The 21,057-nt window shown below is 45.6% G+C and carries 15 protein-coding genes; 10 read left to right on the top strand and 5 right to left on the bottom strand.

Annotation, left to right across the window (positions count from 1 at the left end; translation table 11 throughout):
* Positions 1-34: 34 nt before the first annotated feature.
* Positions 35-955, bottom strand: a complete 921-nt coding sequence (locus tag ACX9NY_RS12985; RefSeq protein WP_472478780.1) for an AraC family transcriptional regulator — start codon at positions 953-955, stop codon at positions 35-37.
* Positions 956-1,128: 173 nt separating this feature from the next.
* Here ACX9NY_RS12985 and yicI point away from each other — a divergent pair, with 173 nt between their 5' ends.
* The 4 genes from yicI (at position 1,129) to ACX9NY_RS12965 (ending at position 8,884) form a co-directional block, all read left to right on the top strand.
* On the top strand, positions 1,129-3,447 hold the full coding sequence (gene yicI, locus ACX9NY_RS12980) for an alpha-xylosidase (RefSeq protein WP_472478778.1): 2,319 nt from the start codon (positions 1,129-1,131) through the stop codon (positions 3,445-3,447).
* Positions 3,448-3,525: 78 nt separating this feature from the next.
* Complete coding sequence (locus tag ACX9NY_RS12975) at positions 3,526-4,536, top strand: phosphotransferase (RefSeq protein ID WP_472478776.1); 1,011 nt, start codon at positions 3,526-3,528, stop codon at positions 4,534-4,536.
* A 19-nt stretch (positions 4,537-4,555) separates the two neighbouring features.
* Complete coding sequence (locus ACX9NY_RS12970; protein WP_472478774.1) at positions 4,556-7,426, top strand: glycoside hydrolase family 3 C-terminal domain-containing protein; 2,871 nt, start codon at positions 4,556-4,558, stop codon at positions 7,424-7,426.
* 159 nt (positions 7,427-7,585) lie between these two features.
* Positions 7,586-8,884 carry an MFS transporter gene (locus ACX9NY_RS12965; RefSeq protein ID WP_472478772.1) on the top strand — a complete coding sequence of 433 codons (1,299 nt, stop codon included), beginning with the start codon at positions 7,586-7,588 and terminating at the stop codon, positions 8,882-8,884.
* Between the two features lie 162 nt (positions 8,885-9,046).
* On the opposite strand, the gene ACX9NY_RS12960 is transcribed toward ACX9NY_RS12965, so the two are convergent.
* Entirely contained in the window at positions 9,047-10,381 is a 1,335-nt protein-coding gene (locus tag ACX9NY_RS12960) for an MFS transporter (protein WP_472478770.1), read from the bottom strand.
* A 29-nt stretch (positions 10,382-10,410) separates the two neighbouring features.
* Positions 10,411-10,833: a MarR family winged helix-turn-helix transcriptional regulator gene (locus tag ACX9NY_RS12955; protein WP_339260350.1), complete on the bottom strand. Its 423-nt coding sequence runs from the start codon at positions 10,831-10,833 to the stop codon at positions 10,411-10,413.
* A 253-nt stretch (positions 10,834-11,086) separates the two neighbouring features.
* On the opposite strand from ACX9NY_RS12955, the gene ACX9NY_RS12950 reads away from it, so the two are divergent.
* The 3 genes from ACX9NY_RS12950 (at position 11,087) to ACX9NY_RS12940 (ending at position 12,990) form a co-directional block, all read left to right on the top strand.
* On the top strand, positions 11,087-11,560 hold the full coding sequence (locus ACX9NY_RS12950) for an RbsD/FucU family protein (protein WP_339241332.1): 474 nt from the start codon (positions 11,087-11,089) through the stop codon (positions 11,558-11,560).
* 233 nt (positions 11,561-11,793) lie between these two features.
* Positions 11,794-12,294 carry a GNAT family N-acetyltransferase gene (locus ACX9NY_RS12945; RefSeq protein ID WP_472478768.1) on the top strand — a complete coding sequence of 167 codons (501 nt, stop codon included), beginning with the start codon at positions 11,794-11,796 and terminating at the stop codon, positions 12,292-12,294.
* A 75-nt stretch (positions 12,295-12,369) separates the two neighbouring features.
* Positions 12,370-12,990 carry a TraX family protein gene (locus tag ACX9NY_RS12940; RefSeq protein ID WP_472478766.1) on the top strand — a complete coding sequence of 207 codons (621 nt, stop codon included), beginning with the start codon at positions 12,370-12,372 and terminating at the stop codon, positions 12,988-12,990.
* A 112-nt stretch (positions 12,991-13,102) separates the two neighbouring features.
* Here ACX9NY_RS12940 and ACX9NY_RS12935 read toward each other — a convergent pair whose 3' ends face one another.
* Both ACX9NY_RS12935 and ACX9NY_RS12930 read right to left on the bottom strand, forming a co-directional pair.
* Positions 13,103-16,780 carry a non-ribosomal peptide synthetase family protein gene (locus ACX9NY_RS12935; protein ID WP_472479288.1) on the bottom strand — a complete coding sequence of 1,226 codons (3,678 nt, stop codon included), beginning with the start codon at positions 16,778-16,780 and terminating at the stop codon, positions 13,103-13,105.
* A 79-nt stretch (positions 16,781-16,859) separates the two neighbouring features.
* Positions 16,860-18,602, bottom strand: coding sequence for a methyl-accepting chemotaxis protein (locus ACX9NY_RS12930; RefSeq protein ID WP_339243008.1), 1,743 nt, complete (start codon positions 18,600-18,602; stop codon positions 16,860-16,862).
* A 509-nt stretch (positions 18,603-19,111) separates the two neighbouring features.
* On the opposite strand from ACX9NY_RS12930, the gene rpiA reads away from it, so the two are divergent.
* Genes rpiA through ACX9NY_RS12915 form a run of 3 tightly spaced genes read left to right on the top strand, consistent with a single transcriptional unit; the run spans position 19,112 to position 20,885 of the window.
* Positions 19,112-19,783 (top strand): ribose-5-phosphate isomerase RpiA, encoded by a 672-nt coding sequence (rpiA, locus tag ACX9NY_RS12925; protein ID WP_472478764.1) that lies wholly within the window; start codon positions 19,112-19,114, stop codon positions 19,781-19,783.
* Positions 19,784-19,808: 25 nt separating this feature from the next.
* Entirely contained in the window at positions 19,809-20,408 is a 600-nt protein-coding gene (locus ACX9NY_RS12920; RefSeq protein WP_472478762.1) for a GNAT family N-acetyltransferase, read from the top strand.
* 15 nt (positions 20,409-20,423) lie between these two features.
* Positions 20,424-20,885, top strand: a complete 462-nt coding sequence (locus ACX9NY_RS12915) for a MarR family winged helix-turn-helix transcriptional regulator (protein WP_339241344.1) — start codon at positions 20,424-20,426, stop codon at positions 20,883-20,885.
* Positions 20,886-21,057 lie beyond the last annotated feature (172 nt).

Genomic DNA, 21,057 nt, shown 5'->3' with positions numbered 1-21,057 from the left:
CTTGCAGCCAGAGAGCTGTGAGCACCTTCTTCTATTATACCTGAACCAAGGCAGATTCCATGGCCACGTTCTCATAGAACATTTTGCGATACTGTGAAGGGGTGATGGCTTTATGCCTTTTAAATGTGGTGATGAAGTAGCTTAGATGATCAAAACCGACATCCATGGCGATATCAACAATTTTGTGATCCGTATTCTCAAGCTGGACGCAGGCTTGTTGAACGCGGTAATAATTAATGTAATCAACCGGAGTTTTCTGCACCATCTGTTTGAAAAAACGGCAGAAGTGTCCTTCGCTCATATTGGCTTCATCGGCCAGTTCTTTCAGCTTCAATGGTTCAGGATAACGCTTGTGGATATACCCGAGCACGGATTTCAGGCGCTCTACCTTGTCATGGCTCCCTGTAGCTACGGTGCCTTTGAGCGGAACAGGTTTCATATGTTCGAACATTCGGGCAAATATGAGGTACAGGTACGCTTTCGTTGACATTTCACACGTTTCTGTTCGGGCAGCATGGTCGGCAAATATGCGCTTCAGGTGATCCAGAATTTCTTGTCCCCAATCCTCATCTGCTTTGATATGAAAAGGGGGAACTACGGTTTTGCGCACCAGTGGACCGATGAATTTCTCCTGTACCGTATCGAAGGTACGACTGCCAAGCAGCTCGGGATTAAATACAATGGAAGAGAATACACAGGGAACATCACCTTTCAGATAACCTGCATGAATCTCACCTCGATTGATAAAAATGGCTTCTCCAGCTTGAACCTCAATGGTGTTCATATCAATCTGAAAGACCGCACAGCCCTGAGTAACCATGGTGAACTCCATTTCATCATGCCAGTGGCAATCCAGAATGCTATCGCCGTTCAGTTGTTGTATATCCGGGTACACACTGACTGGATACATGGCATTCCCGTGGATTCGGTCTTCCCGTAATCGTTCACGTTCCATATCAGATTCTCCTTTTTGTATCATTATTAATGTAATCGTTTCCATAGATTGGTGCTGATGTTCAACAATCGGATGGTTATTATCAAAATCGTGATATATTTGGTCAAAATAAGAGAAGAAATTCATCATTAATATCAATATTATTATAGTATAACCAAAGGGGGAAAGAAAACATGAAATTTACTGATGGATTCTGGATGACTCGTGAAGGGTATCAGATTCAAAACCCAACTGACATTCGTGATATTGTACAAAAAGAAAATTCCTTGACCGTATATGCGGCAACTAAATATATTCGTAGCAAAGGCGACACGTTGAATGGTACATTGCTGAAAGCAACGTACAGCTCACCTATGCCTAACGTTATTCGAGTAACGTTGAATCACCATAAAGGCGGAGTGAAAAAAGGCCCTGTATTTGAGCTGAATACGCAAGATGCAAACGTTGACATCTCCAAAAATGAACAAGGGGCTGTTCTGAAAAGCGGCAATCTGGAAGTTCAAATCGATAAAACAAACGGTTGGGACGTCAGCTTCCTGTATGGAGGAAAACGCATTACTGGTAGCGGTCAACGAGCGGCTGGTTATATTACAGGTCCGAGCAAGGAAGCGTACTTCCGCGAGCAGCTTGATCTTGGCATTGGTGAATACGTTTACGGACTCGGTGAGCGCTTCACACCGTTTGTTAAAAACGGTCAAATCGTAGATACCTGGAATGAAGATGGCGGTACAAGCAGTGAGCAGTCCTATAAAAACATTCCTTTCTATCTGTCCAATAAAGGATATGGTGTATTTGTAAACCATCCGGAGCGCGTATCGTATGAGATTGCATCTGAGAACGTATCTAAAGTACAGTTCAGTGTAGAAGGGGAGACGTTGGAGTACTTCATTATCGGCGGCGACAATCCGAAGGATGTACTGGATAATTATACGAAATTGACAGGTAAACCAGCACTTCCACCCGCATGGACATTTGGTCTGTGGCTGACAACCTCATTTACAACAGATTATGATGAAGCAACCGTTAACCATTTCGTAGATGGCATGGCTGAACGTGATCTTCCGCTGTCTGTATTCCACTTTGACTGCTTCTGGATGAAGGAATACCAATGGTCTGATTTTGTATGGGATGAAGCGATGTTCCCGGATCCGGAAGGCATGCTTGCACGTCTGAAAGAGAAGGGTCTCAAAATCTGTGCCTGGATCAATCCATATATTGCAGAGAAATCCTACTTGTTCGATGAAGGTATGGAGAACGGTTATCTGGTCAAAACAGCCGATGGCAGCGTATGGCAATGGGATATGTGGCAAGCAGGTATGGCTCTAGTTGATTTCACGAATCCGGATGCTGTGAATTGGTATAAGAGCAAGCTGGAAGTCCTGCTGGATCAAGGTGTAGATTCCTTCAAGACAGACTTCGGTGAAAGAATTCCGACAGATGTTGTGTACTTCGATGGTTCTGATCCGGTTAAAATGCACAACTATTACACACAGCTCTATAACAAAGCTGTATTTGAATTGCTCGAAGAGAAGATTGGCAAAAACGAAGCTGCCCTGTTTGCACGCTCTGCAACAGCCGGTGGTCAACAGTTCCCGGTTCACTGGGGCGGTGATTGCTCTTCCACGTATGAATCGATGGCTGAATCGCTTCGCGGTGGTCTCTCACTTGGGCTTTCCGGTTTTGGATTCTGGAGTCATGATATCAGCGGCTTCGAAAGCACAGCGAGCCCTGACGTATACAAACGTTGGGTACAGTTCGGACTTTTATCTTCACACAGCCGCCTGCATGGCAGCACTTCGTATCGTGTGCCTTGGTTGTTTGACGAGGAATCCGTGGACGTTGTTCGTGACTTTACGAAACTCAAAATCAGCCTGATGCCGTACCTGTACAATTCTGCGGTGGAGTCAACGGTAAAAGGTATTCCGATGATGCGTGCAATGCTGCTCGATTTCCCGGAGGACCCAACAACATATAACCTGGATACGCAATACATGTTCGGTGATTCAATTCTCGTGGCGCCAATCTTCAACAAGGAAGGCGATGTGCGTTACTACCTGCCTGAAGGAACTTGGACGAACTACCTGACAGGAGCGAAAGTACAAGGTGGACGCTGGATCAGTGAAAATCATGACTTCAAAACGCTTCCAATGATGGTTAAACCAAACAGCCTGATTGCTGTCGGTGCTGTAGATCATAAACCGGATTATGACTTTGCGAATGATGTGTCCCTGCACTTGTTCGAACTGGCTGATGGTCAAACGGCTCAAGCGGTTGTTGTGAACCAGGCAGCTGAACAGGAACTGACAGTTAACGTTACACGTAATGGATCAGTACTGGACGTTCGTGCTGATGGCGCGGGCAAACCATGGAACTTGGTGCTTCGCGGCATGGAGAGTGTATCCAGCGTTGAAGGTGGTTCCCAAGTGTCAGGTTCAACTGGTGTTGTTATTACGGCAGCAGCAGGCGCAACCTCGCTTACAATTCAACTGTAAAGTGATATAGTAGATAGATGAAAGGACGGTGCCGCAAGGTGCCGTCTGTTTGTCTACAATGATAGGAGATTGAATGAAATGAGTATGATGAATTCAGGTTTACACTGTACGATATCGGCTGAGATGCTGCATCAATTGGTAGAGAATACTTTTGGAAGCGATACCAAAGTGAAGGGATTTGCACTCCTGCAAGGAGGGCTTTTCAATACAACCTATCGGATTCAACTTGATCATGCATCCCATACGGATGTGATTTTACGTTTGGCTCCAGAGCGGGGAGAGATGGCAGCCGGTTCTGCGAGTGATCCCCTCTTTTCGTTCGAACGTACGATGATGGCAGCTGAACCGATTGTGTATGAATACTACCGTAAGACAGGCATTCCTGCTCCAAACATTATCGCCTGTGATGATAGCGGGTCCATCATTCCAAGAACGTACATGTTTATGACGTTTATTCCCAGTAAGCAATTAGATCACGCATCGATTTCAGGCATGGACAAAGAGCGATTGTATCATCAGCTTGGTGCGTATACCGCCATCATGCATCAGATCGAGGGTGCATCGTTTGGCTGGCCACAAGGAGATGGGACGATTAAAGGCTCGAACCAATGGTCTGAGGTGCTGCACTCTTTTGCTGAAGAAACGGCACTTAAAGCGGCACAAGCCGATTATATGCCAGGTGTGGGGGAAGAGATTGCAGCTATATTCATGAAAAATAAAGACTTATTTGATCAGGTGACCCGTCCGGTACTGGTTCATAATGACCTGTGGGAAGCGAATGTGCTTGTTCATGAGGAAAAGGGTGAGCTACACATTGCGGCCATCATTGATGGAGATCGTTCCATGTTTGCCGACAGGGAGTATGAAGCCATATTGTCGACAGAATCGGTGGCTTTTCATGAGGGATATGATCATCCACTGGACCCGTCCCCAGAAGGACAGGCACGGCGACTTGCATACCGAATACTGTCATCATATTTTAATGCTTACGTTCATGAACATCAGGTCAATCAACCTGAAGATGGTCAGAAGTATCGCCAGCGTACGCTGGATTTACTGGAGCAATGGAAGCAACTTGCACATCACTAATTCGCAGGGGGAATGAAGGATGAAGGAGTATCATCAATACCCGATGTGGGATGCATCACGTTCACTTGAGGAACGGTTGGATGACCTGATTGCACGATTAACAACGGAAGAGAAGATCAGACTAATACCTACTCGCGAAGCGGCTGTACCAAGACTGGGCATTCCAGCCTACAACGTTGGGGGCGAAGCTGCCCACGGGGTTGCATGGAAAGGGGAGGCAACGGTATTTCCGCAACCGCTCGGTCTATCAAGTACCTGGAATACGAGACTCATGCGAGAGATTGGTTCAGTCATTGGCGATGAGGCGAGGGCATACCATCACCGTAATCCAGAAGTTCACGGGTTAACCTTGTGGGCACCGACGGTTGACCTTGAACGTGACCCTCGCTGGGGCAGAACGGAAGAGGGATATGGCGAAGATCCGGTCCTTACGGGTGAAATGTCGGCAGCTCTCGTCAAAGGTATGCAGGGAAATGATCCTTTTTATCTGAAAATGGTCGCGACATTGAAACACTTTTTTGCCAATAATAATGAGAAAGATCGGCTGAATTGTTCATCGAGCATCGATCCGCGGAATCTGCGGGAATATTATTTAAAAGCCTTTGAGACACCATTTGTGGAAGGCGGTGCCTTGTCCATGATGACAGCTTACAATTCCATCAATGGTACACCTGCCATTGAGAGTCCATATGTGAATGATGTGGTTAAGGGTGAGTGGGCGATGCCAGGTTTTATTGTATGTGATGGAGGGGATCTGTCTCAGACAGTGAACTATCATGGTTATCACACCAGTCATGCCGAATCCGCAGCAGGTGCGTTGAAGGCAGGAGTGGATTGTCTTACGGATGAGGTTGATCTAGTCGTATCTGCTCTGGAAGATGCTCTTGAGCAGGAGCTGTTGGAGATAGCTGATTTGGACCGAGCGATTCGTAACATCTTCGGTGTACGGATGCGTCTCGGACAACTGGATCAATCCGGACGCAACCCCTATGCGTCTATACCTGAGTCGGTACTATGTGCACCGGAGCATGCCAAACTCAGTTATCGTGCCGCTGCCGAATCCATTGTTTTACTGCAAAATGATGGATTACTTCCCTTGAAGCCGGAAGCATTACAGAAGATCAGTGTCATTGGACCACTTGCCGATGTGGTCTATACCGATTGGTACAGTGGCACGCTGCCTTATCGTGTATCCGTCCTCGATGGACTACGTAATCGGTTACCCCAAACTGACGTAACGTATACAGATGGAAATGACCGTATTCAGTTGAAGACAGCAGACGGACAGGTTATTTCCTTGGAAGCGGAAGGTATTCTCGTCGCCGTACCGGAGGACAGTGCACCTACAGCCGCCGAGTTTGTACATCAGGATTGGGGCTCGGGAAGTCATACGCTGAGAAGTGTGAACAATCATCGATACGTTAGTTTGACCGAGCAAGGCGTCTATCAGGCAAACGCACCAGAGATTGGTGGCTGGTTTGTAAAGGAAGTTGTTCAATTCGAAACCCAGTCGGACGGCAGCAACATCTTGCGGACGTGGAACAGTATTCCCGTTGGAATGAGCGAACATCAGGGACATTCTGCTTTATCGCCAGTGTCACCACAGGCAGAACCAGCGGTTTTTGAGATCGACATTGTGGCACGCGGAATAGAACAAGCCGTAGAAGCAGCACGTGACAGTCAGGCTTCGGTCGTTGTTGTTGGCAACAGCCCGTACATCAATGGCAAAGAAGAAATCGACCGCCCGAGTCTGCTGCTTCCGCCGAATCAGGTCGAACTTGTCAAAGCCGTGTGTGAGGCTAATCCCAATACGGTGGTTGTCATTATGGGCAGTTATCCATTTGCCTTGCAGGAGTTGAAAGGTATTGCCCGGGCAATTGTATATATGACACATGCAGGTCAGGAATTGGGTAATGCGCTTGCGGATGTGCTGTTAGGTCATTATGCCCCGGCAGGCAGACTGAACATGACATGGTATGCAGATGAATCCCAGCTTCCTGACATCATGGATTATGACATTATTCAGAATGGCATGACCTATATGTATCATCAAGGACCGATCCAATATGCATTTGGTCATGGCCTGACCTATTCGGAGTTTGAATACGAGGCGATTCGTGTAAGTCGTAGTGCCCCGGTGGAAGATACCAACACAGATCATTTGAAGATTGAAGTGGAGATACACAATACAGGTGAACGTGATAGTGATGAAGTCGTGCAAATCTATGGATCTTCATATACCTCGCGAGTGAAGCGTGCTCAGAAGCAACTGCTTGCTTTTCGTCGTATCCATGTGAAGGCAGGGACGCGTGTTACAATAGGTTTCGAGGTTTCTGTTCAGAAGCTGGCGCTATGGGATGTTACCCGAGATCGATACTGCCTGGAGACAGCGACCTGGGCCATCCTGGCAGGGCGTTCTTCCGCCGATATACGCCAGTCGGCAGATATTCAGATTGAAGGTGAGACGATTCCTGATCGTCCGCTGCACATGCTTACCTTTGCCGAGAATTACGATGCTTGTAGAGGTGTTCTGTTGGATGAATGTCTGGAAGGACGTTCGGCAGTTCGGGCAATCACCCGGGAAGAACCTTTGTATCGCGATGGTCAGTCATCCTGGATCACTTTCAACAATAACGCTGTTCAGGACATACAAGGATTTGAAGCCAGAGTGGCAGCTTATGGGGAAGAGGGCAGACTGGAGATTCGTTCTGGAGGATTGAAGGGCGAACTGCTCGGTGTGTGTGTGGTTTCTGGACCCGGAGGCAGTGTGAATGGGAAAGATATCAAGTGGACAACGGTCCAGTGTTCGCTTGAGGCGTCACATCAGGTGAATGAGCTGTATATTATTTTCAAAGGTGGAGCAGCGTTACGCCACTTTAGATTGGTGTAGTTCTAGACATTATGAGCCAAATAAGCTGTCATGCACTAATATGTGCAGGCAGCTTATTTGTGTGAACAAGCGGTAACATCCAGCATGTCCTGAATAATCAACCTCCGAAACAAGCACAATAATGCTGTTGTGTGTAGAATCTGTAAAGGTGGTTGTGGTATGAACGATAAAAAGTGGGACCTCGTCGCACTTGCTTCCATCCCTTTAATTATGACCTTGGGTAACTCCATGCTTATACCGATCCTGCCACAGATTGAACGTGAGTTGAAGGTATCTGCATTTAAGGTCAGTATGCTCATTACAGTCTACGCTGTAGTTGCCATCCTGCTTATTCCTCTTGCAGGGTATTTGTCTGATCGTTTTGGCAGAAAAGCAGTCATTATTCCGAGTCTCATCATTGCAGCCGTTGGGGGAGCTGTAGCTGGTGTGGCTGCATGGATGTTAAGCGGAAATATAGCCTACTGGACCATATTAGGTGGCAGGTTATTGCAGGGGGTCGGAGCAGCGGGGGCATTCCCGATTGTGATTCCTTTGGTTGGGGACATGTTCAATGATGAAGATCAGGTATCTAAAAGCCTGGGAATCATTGAAACTTCGAATACATTTGGTAAAGTGTTAAGTCCAATTCTGGGAGCAGCACTGGCTGTTTGGTTATGGTACCTACCTTTTATGGCTATTCCCGTACTCTGTGTTCTGTCGCTGATCCTGGTTATATTCTTGGTGAAAACACCAAAGAAAAAAGAAAAACCGCCCACCTTTACAGAATTTGTGGCTTCCATTAAGGATGTACTAAAAGAAAAAGGACGCTGGTTGTACGCCTTGTTTGCGATCGGTGGAATTTGTATGTTTATTCTTTTTGGTGTGCTTTATTATCTATCCGAGACATTGGAGAGCGAGTTCGCCATGAAGGGCATTGTTAAAGGTCTCGTACTTGCCATTCCACTAGCGGCACTGTGTCTTTTTTCCTTTTTCGCAGGGAAGTGGATTGGAAAGAGTAAACCTCGCATGAAGTGGCTTGGTTTCACAGGACTTATTCTTGTAACCGTTTCGCTGGGTGTTATTGGCGTTTTCGATAATATCTACGTAGTCGTGGGTCTATTCACATTGGGAAGTGCGGGAATAGGGGCAACCTTACCATGTCTGGATGCTCTAATTACAGAAGGTGTGGACAAGAAGCAGAGAGGTACGATTACGGCTTTGTTCAGTAGTATGCGATTCATCGGTGTATCACTCGGCCCACCTGTTGTTTCTTTGCTCATTGGCAAACAACATTTTTTGCTTTTTGGTGTGCTTGCTGCTTCTGCAGCTGTAGGAGGACTACTTACATTATTCGCAGTTAAGCCGGATAAAGGAGACCAACCTACTTCAGGAAGCGGACAGAAACAGGAACGGCACATCGATCGAATGGAGACAAGTAGTGGTTATGCCCCGATAAGGCGCAAGAAAAGTCCACTTTAAATTGAAGGTCCTGTATGCTACGTTCATTTCCGGGCTGTCTTAAGTCGATTTAATATTCAGATCTGTTCCAATAAAAAAACGCGTTTACGTCTAAGAAAGCGGATGATTTGCTTTCTCGGTGTAAACGCGTTTTTATTTTATGTTCAGAATGATTGTAACCAATCAGTCGTGTTTGCTTTTATCTGACTGGCTAGTTTCGGTGGGGATGGCTCCAGATGAGTCCTTTTGATCTTGAGGTGAATCCGTTGCAGGGATATGAGTAAGAGTGAGCAGAGCATGAGCTTCTATGGAGAAGCTGCCGCTTCGTTTTCCCTGAATCAGATATATAAGCAAGAACAGAATCATAAACATCACGGAATATCGGTACATATCGGTATAACTCGTTATGGCCGCAATGGCGCCAAGAAGAAGCGCACCTGTCGCAATACCCAGATCCAGCGAGTTCAAAAACATGCCATTAGCCATGCCACGTTGAGAAGGAGATACGACTTGAATCATCCAGGTCTGCAGAGACGATTGCATGGAACCATAGCCTATCCCGTATAAAAAGGCAGCAATGAACAGGACTGACATGGAGGATGCATATGAGAGTAGAATGAGTCCGGCAGCAATGAAGATTGCTCCTGGAATCAGCAGTGCTTTTGGACCCTTATTGTCATAGATTCGTCCTGCAAAGGGTCTAACCAATAACACGGCGAGTGCATTAAACAAAAAGAACAGCGCAGGATTGGCCAGATTGGCTTCCTTGCCATACAAGACGATGAATCCGACGAGCCCACCATAGGTGATGGATAACAGGCAATTCAGCACACTGGGCAGAATCAGCTTGCGGTTGAACGGTGTCTTTTGTTTTGGGTTGGATCCTGAATCACTTGTAGTAGCTTGTGGAATGATACGTTCACTGTTATTGTTTCTGGCGGCTTTTTTACGGGTCAGCGTGTAACTAAGTGGATAGATTACAGCGAGAACACCAGCAGTACATAACATCAGGGTTACAAATCCGGCACCCTGGAGCAGGGTCACCCCTATGATGGGTCCCATAGACATAGCCAGACTAGTCGATAGCCCGAAGTAACCCATGCCTTCACCCATTCGTTTGACGGGCACAATGTCCGAGGCCATCGTTGGAAAAGCGGTACTGCTCATACCGAACCCGATACCAAATAACATTCTCAGCAACAAGAGCACGGCTATGCCCGCAGCAAAATAATAGCCGAGCGTTGCCAGCAGGGCTACGGAGAGGCCGATATAGATCATGGCGTTACGAAGACCCTTCTCCAGTGCTTTCGCGGAGTAGAGACGGGCTGCAATGGCACTTAGTGCAAACAGACAGGTGAAGAGGCTGACCTCAAATGCATTAGCGTGAAATCGCTCCTGAACGTAAGACGGAAGTGGTGAGACGATCATGTGCAGTTGTAGAAATAACAAAAAGTTGCATAGCATTAGCAAAATAAAATCGGTGGTCCATAGCCTAACTTGTGTAGATTGTTCTTTCATGATGACGTATTCCCCCTGAGTTGTGATTCTTACAAGTTGCGATTAATGAGGGAAAGAGTATGTTTAAATGCTTCCATCTGGTCTTCGGATATACCTTCAGCAAGTTCTTTATTCATTTCTCTTTCGATCGGAACGAGGACATCAATTAACGCTTTGCCTTCCTTGGTGAGGTATAACAGATAGGCTCTGCGATCGTGTTCACTGGTCCGGCGTTCTACCAAACCCTTTTTCTCAAGCAGATCAATAATCCGGGCTGTGGTGGGCTGGTCTTTGAAGACACGTGAAGCGAGTTCTTTCTGATTCACACCTTCCCCACGGTCAACATTAAACAGCACAGAAAATTGCTCTGTTGTAATATCATAAGGTTTGAATCGCATTGCGAGTAGGGCTACCGCTTTACGATGCGTGAAACCCAACATGAAGCCGACAGACTGCTCAAGTGTGTAGTCCATAACGAGACCTCGCTTTCCATCATAAAAAGTTCTGAATCAATTAGTTGTTATAACAACTATATGTGAAACAAGTATTTTTGTCAAAATGAAATATTCCATATCAGTCAAGCCGGAACACTATGCATGGATTAAAAAATACTGTTAGAATGGTAATGAAACCGCTTCGATTCAATGCAAGTTCATCGTGCTTTTGAAGAATGGAGAAAACCAATTTCCTCTAACCGCTGTTGGAGAAGACCAAGGAGAGCTGTGTGTGCTGAAAAATATCCCTGCAATAATTCCTCCAGAGTTGCTCAAAATTATGTCTGAAATGGGGCATGGGGACGAGTTGGTTCTGGCTGACGGCAATTTCCCGGCAGCGAGTCATGCCAAGCGACTGGTGCGCTGTGATGCACTGGGAGTTGTCGAACTATTGGAAGCCATCCTGCAATTATACCCACTGGATACCTATGCTGAGCGTCCCGCTGCTGTCATGCAGGTTGTAAAAGGGGATCAGGTGGTACCGATCATATGGGAAGACTATCGCCGTTTAATTGAAGAATATGAAGGCATCACGGATGCATTGGATCATGAAGAGCGATTTGATTTTTATAAACGTGCTTCGAATGCCTATGTGATTGTTGCAACGGGTGAGCGTGCACAATATGCCAATCTGATTCTGAAGAAAGGCGTCATTTTTCCTGATGCTGATCCTGGTCAGCAACAACAGAACGCTGAATCGAACTGAATATTTACGGCGACGGAGCACCCGATGCTTTGGTCGCCTTTTTATTTTTGCCAATAACAAGGCAGTATAACAAAATGTTCAGAATTGGCATGGACGAACGAATATTCAGCTCAATGCCCAAGATACTACAAACTTTGATACAGATGATGAATGGGGAAAGAGAAGAGATTATTTTAAAATATAAAGATCACAAAGGATGAGACGTTGGTCTCCAATTAAAGGAGTTGAGTGAAGTGCAGCAACGAATCAGACAAGCTGGTCTTCCAGAATGCAATGAAGTGGGTCGACTGTTCAATGAGTACAGGGTGTTCTACAATCAGAATGCTGACATTGAGGCGGCACGTCAGTATATTAAAGAACGAATGGAACGCCATGACTCGGTGATTTTGGTAGCAGAAACCGATGTGGAAAGTGATCAAGGGAAAGATGATTGTAATGGTATGCCAAGTTCGCATGGCTTGAGTTGTACCGGATTCGTTCAGCTGTATCCCAGTTTCAGTTCGGTATCGATGGGGCCGATCTGGGTGCTTAATGATCTATATGTGCATCCTGATTATCGTCAGAAAGGCATTGCAAGGAAACTGTTGCAAGCAGCCAAGCAATTGGCATCTGAGCGTGGAGTTCTTCGTATATCACTTTCTACTGAGTTAACTAACACGCAAGCGCAAGCTTTATATGAATCCGAAGGATATGCACAGGATACCAAATTCATGTATTATGAACTTAATGTATAAGAGGGTGCTCAAAAAAGCGCATGATATAAATGAATGGCAGACCCGTAATAGGGAACGAGGGAGGGGAGTCGCAACATGATGCAGTGGATTGCCATGATCACGATGTTAATTGATCATATAGGGGCTGTCTTTTTTCCACATATTATAGAGTTGAGAATTATAGGTCGTATCGCTTTTCCAATCTATGCTTTTGCAGTGTATATCGGTTATAAACATACACGAGATGTACAAAAATACATATGGCGTCTGTTCTGGATTGCGATAATATCACAGGTACCGTTCATGGCTGCGTTTAATCATTATTCTCTGAACGTGGTATGGACATTGTGGTCTGCCCTGTTGGTTCTATTCGTTATCGATAAACTACCATCCCGTCTACTGGGTATTCCAATCGTCATTGGGGCAGGTTGGTTCATGGAAATTAGCCAAATGGATTACGGAATGTACGGGTTGTTATTAGTTCTGTTATTCCGTTATTTCCAAGGTCCTGTGCTTGTTATGGCACATGTTGTGTTAAATGCACTATATCTTCTGCTGCATCATAGCTCTGTGCAAATGTATAGCGTGTTGGCCACCGCTGGTATTGCTGTTGCTCAGTATTACCAAGCAGGATTCCGGATGAAGGGGCCACGTTGGATCTGGCGCTATTTCTATCCAGCTCACCTCGCCGTCATTGCAATCATTCGCTGGATATAAAATAATGCCCAGAATGCAAAGTGAAGAAGCCATCTTATCGTCAGTGAATGACGATAAGATGGCTTTTCTCTGTGTGCCTATATATATTAATCAGGTTGATGCTAGAGTGGACTTACTCCATTGCTGTTGAAGTGCCATACTGGCGCCGAATTGCGGCGGGGAAATACCCAATCTGAACAGCGTAGTCTAACATGACGGAGATGAATCGATCATCTGTTTTCGCACATGAGATTCCGGCAGGTTCCACATAAGCCGTTGTGACAGGGCAAGCATAGACATAAGCTGAATCCTTCGCTCCGTCGCCTTCAAGCTGTGCAATAGCCAACTGAAGAGCTTCCGGCTCCTTGCTGATGCTGGCATCGAACAACCAACGGGTGTACTCGGCAAAAGGAAGTGTCTCGACATTGTAACCAGCCCGATTCACAGAACGGATCAGCTCATCATAGCGGATCGGCTCCGGGTTACAGATGTGGAACACACGGCCGGCTGTATCCTGACGTAGGGCCAGATGAACAATGGCTTCACTTGCATAGTTGATCGGTGTGAAATCAACCATCCAGTCAGCCGCAGGCGCTTTGCCAAGCAATAACATGGCTTTGATCATGCGATAGAAGGCATTACTATCAATATTGGACTGGAAGCGTCCCGTTTCCGAGTGGCAAGTTAGATTACCTGCACGATAAATGCTGACAGGTACACCTTCCTCGGCCGCCATCATGAGTACTTTCTCGGCTTCAAGCTTGCTGTCCGAATACAGGTTGTCCACATGCAAGTCAGCCGGGAACCGATCATATTGCAGGGAGGATTCCCATTGTCCGCTGAGTGCGAGATCTTCCGGAATGCCCATCGTGGATACATGGTGGAAGGAGGCCCCAGGTTTGCTACGAATCAGATCCAGCAAGGCGACCGTTCCTTCCACGTTTGTTTTGGCGAACTGATCGGCATCTCCAAAATGACGTACGTCTGCTGCACAGTGGATGACACGATCAATTCGTTCATGGACATAAGCCGTTTGTTCAGCTGAAAGACCGAGATTAGGTTGTTCGAGATCCCCTTCAATAATCTCCACGCGGGAAGATAGTTGATCAGTCAGTTGTTTGCCGAAATATCCTTCCAGCACGTTAGTCAAACGTTCCATTGCAGTTATTCCATTGGATGGCCGACGGACCAGCGTGTAGATTCGTGTACTGGAATTCAGAATTAACTGTTGAAGCACATGAGAACCCAGATAACCGGTGGCTCCGGTCAGTAACACATGCTCAGGTTCACGAATGAGCGGATACCCCAACTGGGACGCAAGTTCCACAGGGTGTTCGGATAATTGTGTGATCATGTCATCCGTCACCGCCGAATGCGTTACTTCTGCTGTACTTTGAGACAGTACTTCCACGCGACGAGCAAGAGCACGGACTGTTTTCTCGGCAAAGAAGTCGGCAATTTTTAGCTGCGGGTAATGTGGCTTCAGAATGACGAGTACATGAATGACACGGAGTGAATCACCACCGATATTGAAGAAGCTATCTTCGACACCGAAGTCGTCGTGTTGAAGAATTTCTTTCCATGCATCTAGGATAATGGATTCCGTCTCTGTCTCCGGCAGAACCCGGTCAGGGCGGTCTTCATGTCGTTCCACATGAGGCAGGGATACCATCGCTTTGCGATTGATTTTTCCAGTCGGTGCAATCGGCATTTCATCCAACTGACAGATCCACTTCGGTACAAAATAAGAAGGAAGTTTCGCGGTCAGTGCTGCCTTGATGTCGGAAACAGAAAGGGTACTGCCATCTTTTGATGTAAAATACCCAACCAGCATATTCTGTCCATCCGATTCTTTCTTTGGAATGACCGCAACGTTCTGAATCTGATCAAGCCGTGCAAAGTGATCTTCAATCTCGCCGATCTCAATGCGGTGTCCCCGAATTTTTAGCTGTGAGTCACTGCGACCAACATATTCCAGTAACCCGGTATCCAGCAATTTGGCAATATCGCCAGACTTGTAGATTTTTTCACCTATTGCAAAAGGGTTCTCAATGAATGCTTGCTTTGTACGTTCTGGCTGATTCAGATAACCTTTGGCCAGTGCAGGGGTAGCGATATATACTTCACCAGGTACACCAGCAGGACAGAGCTGTTGTTCTTCATTCACAATGTAGACTTTGTAGTTATGAATCGGTTTACCAATGGGGATGTTCACCACATGTTCTGGAACCTGCTCACTGATGCGGTGAGTGGCTGTGGCTACTGTACATTCGGTAGGTCCGTATACATTAACAATATCAATCTGGTTTCCAAATTTACGCTGGAAGGCACGAACCTGTTCACCATAGAGCGCTTCTCCGGCTACAGTAATGATTCTGACTTTGGCCAGCTTGTGGAAACCTTCATCGGATAGATAGGAAGCAAGCTGATTGAAGAAAATCGTAGGCAGGATCGTAATGATCGTTGTTCCTGTCCGTTCAATTGCACTTGCGAATTCTTCAACAGATACACGTTCTTCCGCAGACAACAGATATAATTCTGCTCCATAGAACAAGGCGCCAACGGTATCCCACACGGATGCATCGAAGCTGTATGTAGCAAACTGGGTTAATACATCACCTGGTTGAATGTCACAATCACGTTGAACCACACTGCCAAGGTTGGTTACACCCCGGTGGGCAATCAGTGCCCCTTTAGGCTTACCGGTCGACCCTGACGTGTAGATAATATACGCAAGATCATCTGGCTGAATATCCAGATTGGGGTTGCTTGCTGCAAATCCGGCTAGACGACCATCAACAGAGAGAATCTGACGGACCGTAGCTATACTGGAGAACAAGCTGGTAGCTTGTGCAAAAGAGGCTTCCGTTGTCAGCACGAATGAAGACGCCGTATCTTCCACAATATAACTGTTACGTTCTTTTGGATGCTCAGGGTCAATTGGAACATATGCACCCCCTGCCTTTAGAATACCCAGCAGGGAGATGATGGTCTCCAGACTTCGATCCATAAAGATACTGACGAATTCACCTTTCTGCAATCCATTGGATAACAGAACGCGTGCAACCTGATTCGCTCGTTCATTCAATTCTCTGTACGTATAACTTTGGGATGGTGATGTTATCGCGGGCGAATCCGGATATGCTGCTGCTGTTGCTTCGAACCAGCCATGGACCGTCTGATTCTCTGGTTCAAGCACGGAAGTATCATTCATCTCCCGGTATAACAATCGATCTGAGGCGGAAAGAATATCCACCGTACCGATCGCTTTCTCACCGTCACGAACGAGGGCGAGTAGAAGAGTCTGATAATATTCTGCATATCTCAGCACGGTAGACTCTTTTAACAGTGAACTATCATAGAACAGATCAAGGATGAGCATGTTCCGATCATCATCTCGAACATTCCAATTTAATATTTGTGGTGCTTGAGGCAACTGTACGCTATTCAGCATGAACAACGTTTCAGGGTATCCACCGTTTTGCAACGTGTATTCAATCTTGAGCTGCTCTGAAACCTGATGACATAGTTGGTTGAAGGTCAATTTACCCTGAATCTGTAAAGAAAGATAGGAAGCTGCCTGATCGGGGGCAAGTATACCTATGGCAAGTTCCTGTTCAGCTGACAATCGGTATAACAAGGCTGCATAAGCTGAGAGGAGTACCGGGTACACCATCTGTTCTCCAAACTTCTGTTTAAGATCACGGCTCAGAGAATCATGTAATGTGATTTGAGCAGACTGATAAGAGAATGATTGTTGACGTCGCCCAAAATCCAGTGGAATCTGCAGAACGGGCAAGCTAGATTCCATGGAATGGCTAGAAGATGGTTGGTTTTCAATCACTTCAGTTATTCCTCCTTGGTTCAAACCGAATGTTTGTGGATTTGAATTATTGTTTGCTTACATTGAAATGAGAGATTAGTTCTTGGAGTTCCTCAGACATGCTGTTAAGGCGTGTGGAGGAGTCTACCAGTGTGATCAAAGATGCTTTTTGCTCATCAACAGATGAGGAAATTTGTTCACTGCTGTTTGCAGTCTTGCTTACGCTTGAAGACAAGTCCTCTGCTGTAGCGGTCATTTCTTCAGTACCCGCAGAGATTTCTTCCGTCGCGCTTGATACTTCCTGAATCTGATTAGATACTTTTTTCGCTGCTTCTAAAATGTCTTCGAACAGTTGACCTGTTTGATCGGCTACGCTGAGCCCTGTATCTACTTCTGACGTACCTTGTTCCATAGCACGTACAGCTTGTTTGATTCCAGCTTGAATCTCCTGAATCAATACGCCAACCTGGCTGGTCGCTTGTTCAGACTGCTCGGCAAGTTTGCGTACTTCACCTGCAACAACTGCAAATCCTCTTCCTTCTTCACCAACACGTGCTGCTTCAATGGAGGCATTCAGGGCAAGCAAGTTTGTTTGGCTGGAGATTCCCGAGATAATATTGAGAATATCGCCAATTTCCTGTGAACGACTCTCCAGAACCTCAATGGCAGAAGCAGTATTCTTAACCGATTCGGTAATCAGGTTCATCTGTTCGGATACTTGACGGACAACGCTGTTACCTTGTTGTGAACGACGTTCCATTTCATAGGCTTCATCCGCTACACTAGCGGAGCTGGTGGCAATTGTCTGGATTACAGTAGCCATCTCGGACATGGCACGTGCACTATCTCGGGTTGCCTGTTCCTGTGAACGAATGTTGGAAGTGATTTGAGTTACGTTGTTATTGATAGAATCTGCATTGTCACTGTTGCGTTCGGAAACTTCATATAACTCTTTGGCAGACTGATTAACTTCTTGTGATGTGATTTGCACTTTAACGATCGTATCGTTGATTTTGCGAACCATGGTGTTGAACTTCTCATTAACGAGTCCCAGATCGTCTTTGCCTGTCGGAATGTTGACATTCAAATTACCCCGACTGACGTCATCAATTCCTTTGATCAAATGACGGATAGGGGAAAGGGTGTTTTTAACCACAAGGTATTGGATAATCAGGAATAACAGCAAGAAAGCCACAAGGATGATAATTCCGTTTTTTAGCAAGGAGTTAAGTCCTGCGGGTACGGCTGATGCATCTGCATCAATGGCAAAATATGAGAAAATCTTACCGTTACTGTCTTTGATTGGATATGCAATGGTTGTCCAAGTTCCGAAATCATCGGAATAGAATGTGGTGAATGTAGGGCGGTCCGTATTAAGCATTTCTTTGAGTGCGTTGGCTACAACGACCGGCTGCTCATACATGTCACCTATATTTACGTTCTCACTTTGAAAAGCCTCTCTTAGGTTGGTCGGCATCGCTACAAGGGAAGTTAATCTCTTGTTATCGCCACCGAGCTCAACACCGAAGATGTAGGCTTGTGCAATGTTAGGATAATATTCTTGCATTTCATCAAAATACGCTCGTAATTTAGTTTGTGCTGCTCCATCATAGCTGCCTTCCGCAATAGCAGCTTGTACCTCGGCGGGATTGATATCTTCAGCCCATTTTTTGGTGATTTGTTCCACCTGTCCATGCAGTTGATCAACAAGAACTGTTTTTTGAAAATAGTAACTGCTTGCGATAAGTGCTACCCCGATGATAATGATATTGGTAAATGAGAGTAACAAATTTTTGGAGAAAAACGACATGCTTTTCCAACTTAATGATTTCACTAAATTCCACTCCTGATCTTCTTTAAATTAAGAAACTTTAGGTTGCTTTGGTACAGTGAACTAGATCATTCCGGGATCCCCTCCAAAGGAAATTTATGCGACCATGGTCTTGGTTTATCAGTCGCTTTCGTAGAGACTTATGTACCGTATGAACCATAGGTGTCTAATTATTAAAACACATCTATAATTAATATGTCGTATAAAATGTCGTTAAATTGAATAGTATCGTTAAATTTTTTTTAATATTTTACGTATTTATGGACATATCAGACGGTTTATAGGTATTTAGAACTGTTTATTTTAAAATTTCCCATTTTTTAGCTTCATTCTGTATTCTATAACATGGTGGGTAAAAAAACATCCTTCAACAAAACAAAAATAAGATGGCAAAGATGCAACAGAAGGCACGGATATACATCGGAAGCGGTTTTATCTATAATAACTACATATGCATTTCTCAAATTATGAGCAGCGGGGGTTTATAGATGAATCTTAAACAGATAGCAGCAGAGCGTGCGGCGGAATATGTTGAAGATGGAATGAAGGTTGGATTGGGTACAGGTTCAACAGCTTATTATGCCATCTGCCGAATCGGTGAGCGTGTACGTGATGGATTGAACATTCAAGCGGTTGCCACTTCAGAGGCTTCGGACAAGCTTGCCCGTGAATGGGGGATTTCTATCATTCCATTTGACCAGATTGGACGTCTGGATCTGACCATTGATGGCGCTGATGAAGTAGATCCCGAATTTAACCTGATCAAAGGGGGAGGAGGGGCTCTTTTGCGTGAGAAAATCGTGGCGGCCAATAGTGACAAATTGATTATTGTGGCGGATGGCAGCAAAGCCGTGCAAAAGTTGGGTAAATTCCCACTTCCGGTTGAAGTTGTTCCATTTGCTTCGGAGTGGACCTTCCAGGCCCTCGAAAAATTGGGGTGTCAACCACAGTGGCGGATGGATGGACAGCAACGTTATCTGACAGACAACGGAAACCTGATAGCGGATTGTCATATGGAAGCGATTGATCACGCCGCGAGCCTTAATGTTCAATTGAACATGTTACCAGGTGTTGTTGATAACGGACTTTTTGTGGATATGGCGAGCACAGTCATTCTTGCCCAAGCGGACGGCAGTATCGAAGAGCTCCATCGTTCTTAATATGGAAGAGGGTGCGTTACATCTCATGAAAGAACTACCCATCGTGGATGGTGAACTTGTTCTCCGGTGTGTGGAGAAAAAGGATCTGAAAGAACTCTATGAATTGATCTACTGTGATGACGTACCTGAATGGAAGCAATGGGATGCACCTTATTACCCACTTAAACACGAAAGTTATGAAAGTTTCGAACAAGGTATGCTCAAACGATTGGACGTTGATGCAAGTGATTCCAAACCGGTATCGATCCGTATCATTGAATCCGACAGACAAATTGTGGGCACGATCAGCTATTATATAGAAGATGAGTTATCCATGTGGCTGGAAATGGGGATTGTAATATACAGATCTGCCCAGTGGGGACGCGGGGTTGGTACACGTTCACTTGTCATGTGGTCAAGTCATTTGTTCGAACATCTTCCTTTGGTTCGCGTTGGACTGACTACTTGGTCTGGTAATGAACGAATGATGCGTGCGGCCGTAAAAGCCGGATTACAGGTGGAAGGGCGAATGCGGAAGTGTCGTATCGTTCGTGGGGAGTACTATGATTCAATTCGTATGGGAATGCTCCGTGAGGAGTGGGAGCAGAAGCTGGCTCCTCATACGAGCCGAAATGTAAACAACTGATGGAGGATTATTGAAATGCTGAACACGGAGGACAACCGGGAACTGTCTTTACAATTATTCGTGGTTCTTGTTCGGGCCTACAATTCTGTGACCTCACGTTCCAATCGGGACATCCAGAGTCACGGACTGAATACGACAGAATTTGGTGTGCTTGATTTGTTATATCATAAGGGACCGCAGGCATTGCAAAAGATTGGTGAAAAAGTGCTAATGTCCAGTGGTAATATTACGTATGTTGTAGATAAGTTGCAAAATAAAAATCTGCTGTTTCGTCGACCATCCAAGGAAGATCGGCGTGTCATTTACGCTGAGTTAACCGATGAAGGAAGAGAATTGTTCACACAGATATTTCCTCAACACCATCAGGTCATCATCGATGCTTTGGAAGGACTTGATCCTTCCGAGAAAGTGGATGCGATTCGGATGTTGAAGAAGCTGGGACTGGCGGCAGAAGGGAAAACTGACTTGCGTTCATAACGCAGGTCAGTTTTTTTGTGGAACCAAAAGTAAAGGCTTATACTGGCTGACTGGCTTGCAAGGCCCTCCATAATATAGGAAGATTGTTCTATACATGCATGGCGTAAAATACATGATCATCAAAAATTCATGTATAATGGAACAGAACTTTTTAGAGCGGAATGGATGGATT

Source organism: Paenibacillus sp. CB74 (assembly GCF_055687625.1).
This window is presented reverse-complemented; position numbering and strand designations above follow the sequence as displayed.

What these genes read in the sequence shown, in the direction of transcription:
- ACX9NY_RS12920 (WP_472478762.1), top strand. Translation starts at nt 19,809, where the DNA reads ATGAAAGAACTACCCATCGTGGATGGTGAACTTGTTCTCCGGTGTGTG.
- ACX9NY_RS12965 (WP_472478772.1), top strand. Translation starts at nt 7,586, where the DNA reads ATGAACGATAAAAAGTGGGACCTCGTCGCACTTGCTTCCATCCCTTTA.
- ACX9NY_RS12935 (WP_472479288.1), bottom strand. Translation starts at nt 16,780, where the DNA reads ATGGAATCTAGCTTGCCCGTTCTGCAGATTCCACTGGATTTTGGGCGA.
- ACX9NY_RS12940 (WP_472478766.1), top strand. Translation starts at nt 12,370, where the DNA reads ATGATGCAGTGGATTGCCATGATCACGATGTTAATTGATCATATAGGG.
- ACX9NY_RS12915 (WP_339241344.1), top strand. Translation starts at nt 20,424, where the DNA reads ATGCTGAACACGGAGGACAACCGGGAACTGTCTTTACAATTATTCGTG.
- yicI (WP_472478778.1), top strand. Translation starts at nt 1,129, where the DNA reads ATGAAATTTACTGATGGATTCTGGATGACTCGTGAAGGGTATCAGATT.
- ACX9NY_RS12985 (WP_472478780.1), bottom strand. Translation starts at nt 955, where the DNA reads ATGGAACGTGAACGATTACGGGAAGACCGAATCCACGGGAATGCCATG.
- ACX9NY_RS12960 (WP_472478770.1), bottom strand. Translation starts at nt 10,381, where the DNA reads ATGAAAGAACAATCTACACAAGTTAGGCTATGGACCACCGATTTTATT.
- rpiA (WP_472478764.1), top strand. Translation starts at nt 19,112, where the DNA reads ATGAATCTTAAACAGATAGCAGCAGAGCGTGCGGCGGAATATGTTGAA.
- ACX9NY_RS12975 (WP_472478776.1), top strand. Translation starts at nt 3,526, where the DNA reads ATGAGTATGATGAATTCAGGTTTACACTGTACGATATCGGCTGAGATG.
- ACX9NY_RS12930 (WP_339243008.1), bottom strand. Translation starts at nt 18,602, where the DNA reads ATGTCGTTTTTCTCCAAAAATTTGTTACTCTCATTTACCAATATCATT.
- ACX9NY_RS12970 (WP_472478774.1), top strand. Translation starts at nt 4,556, where the DNA reads ATGAAGGAGTATCATCAATACCCGATGTGGGATGCATCACGTTCACTT.
- ACX9NY_RS12955 (WP_339260350.1), bottom strand. Translation starts at nt 10,833, where the DNA reads ATGGACTACACACTTGAGCAGTCTGTCGGCTTCATGTTGGGTTTCACG.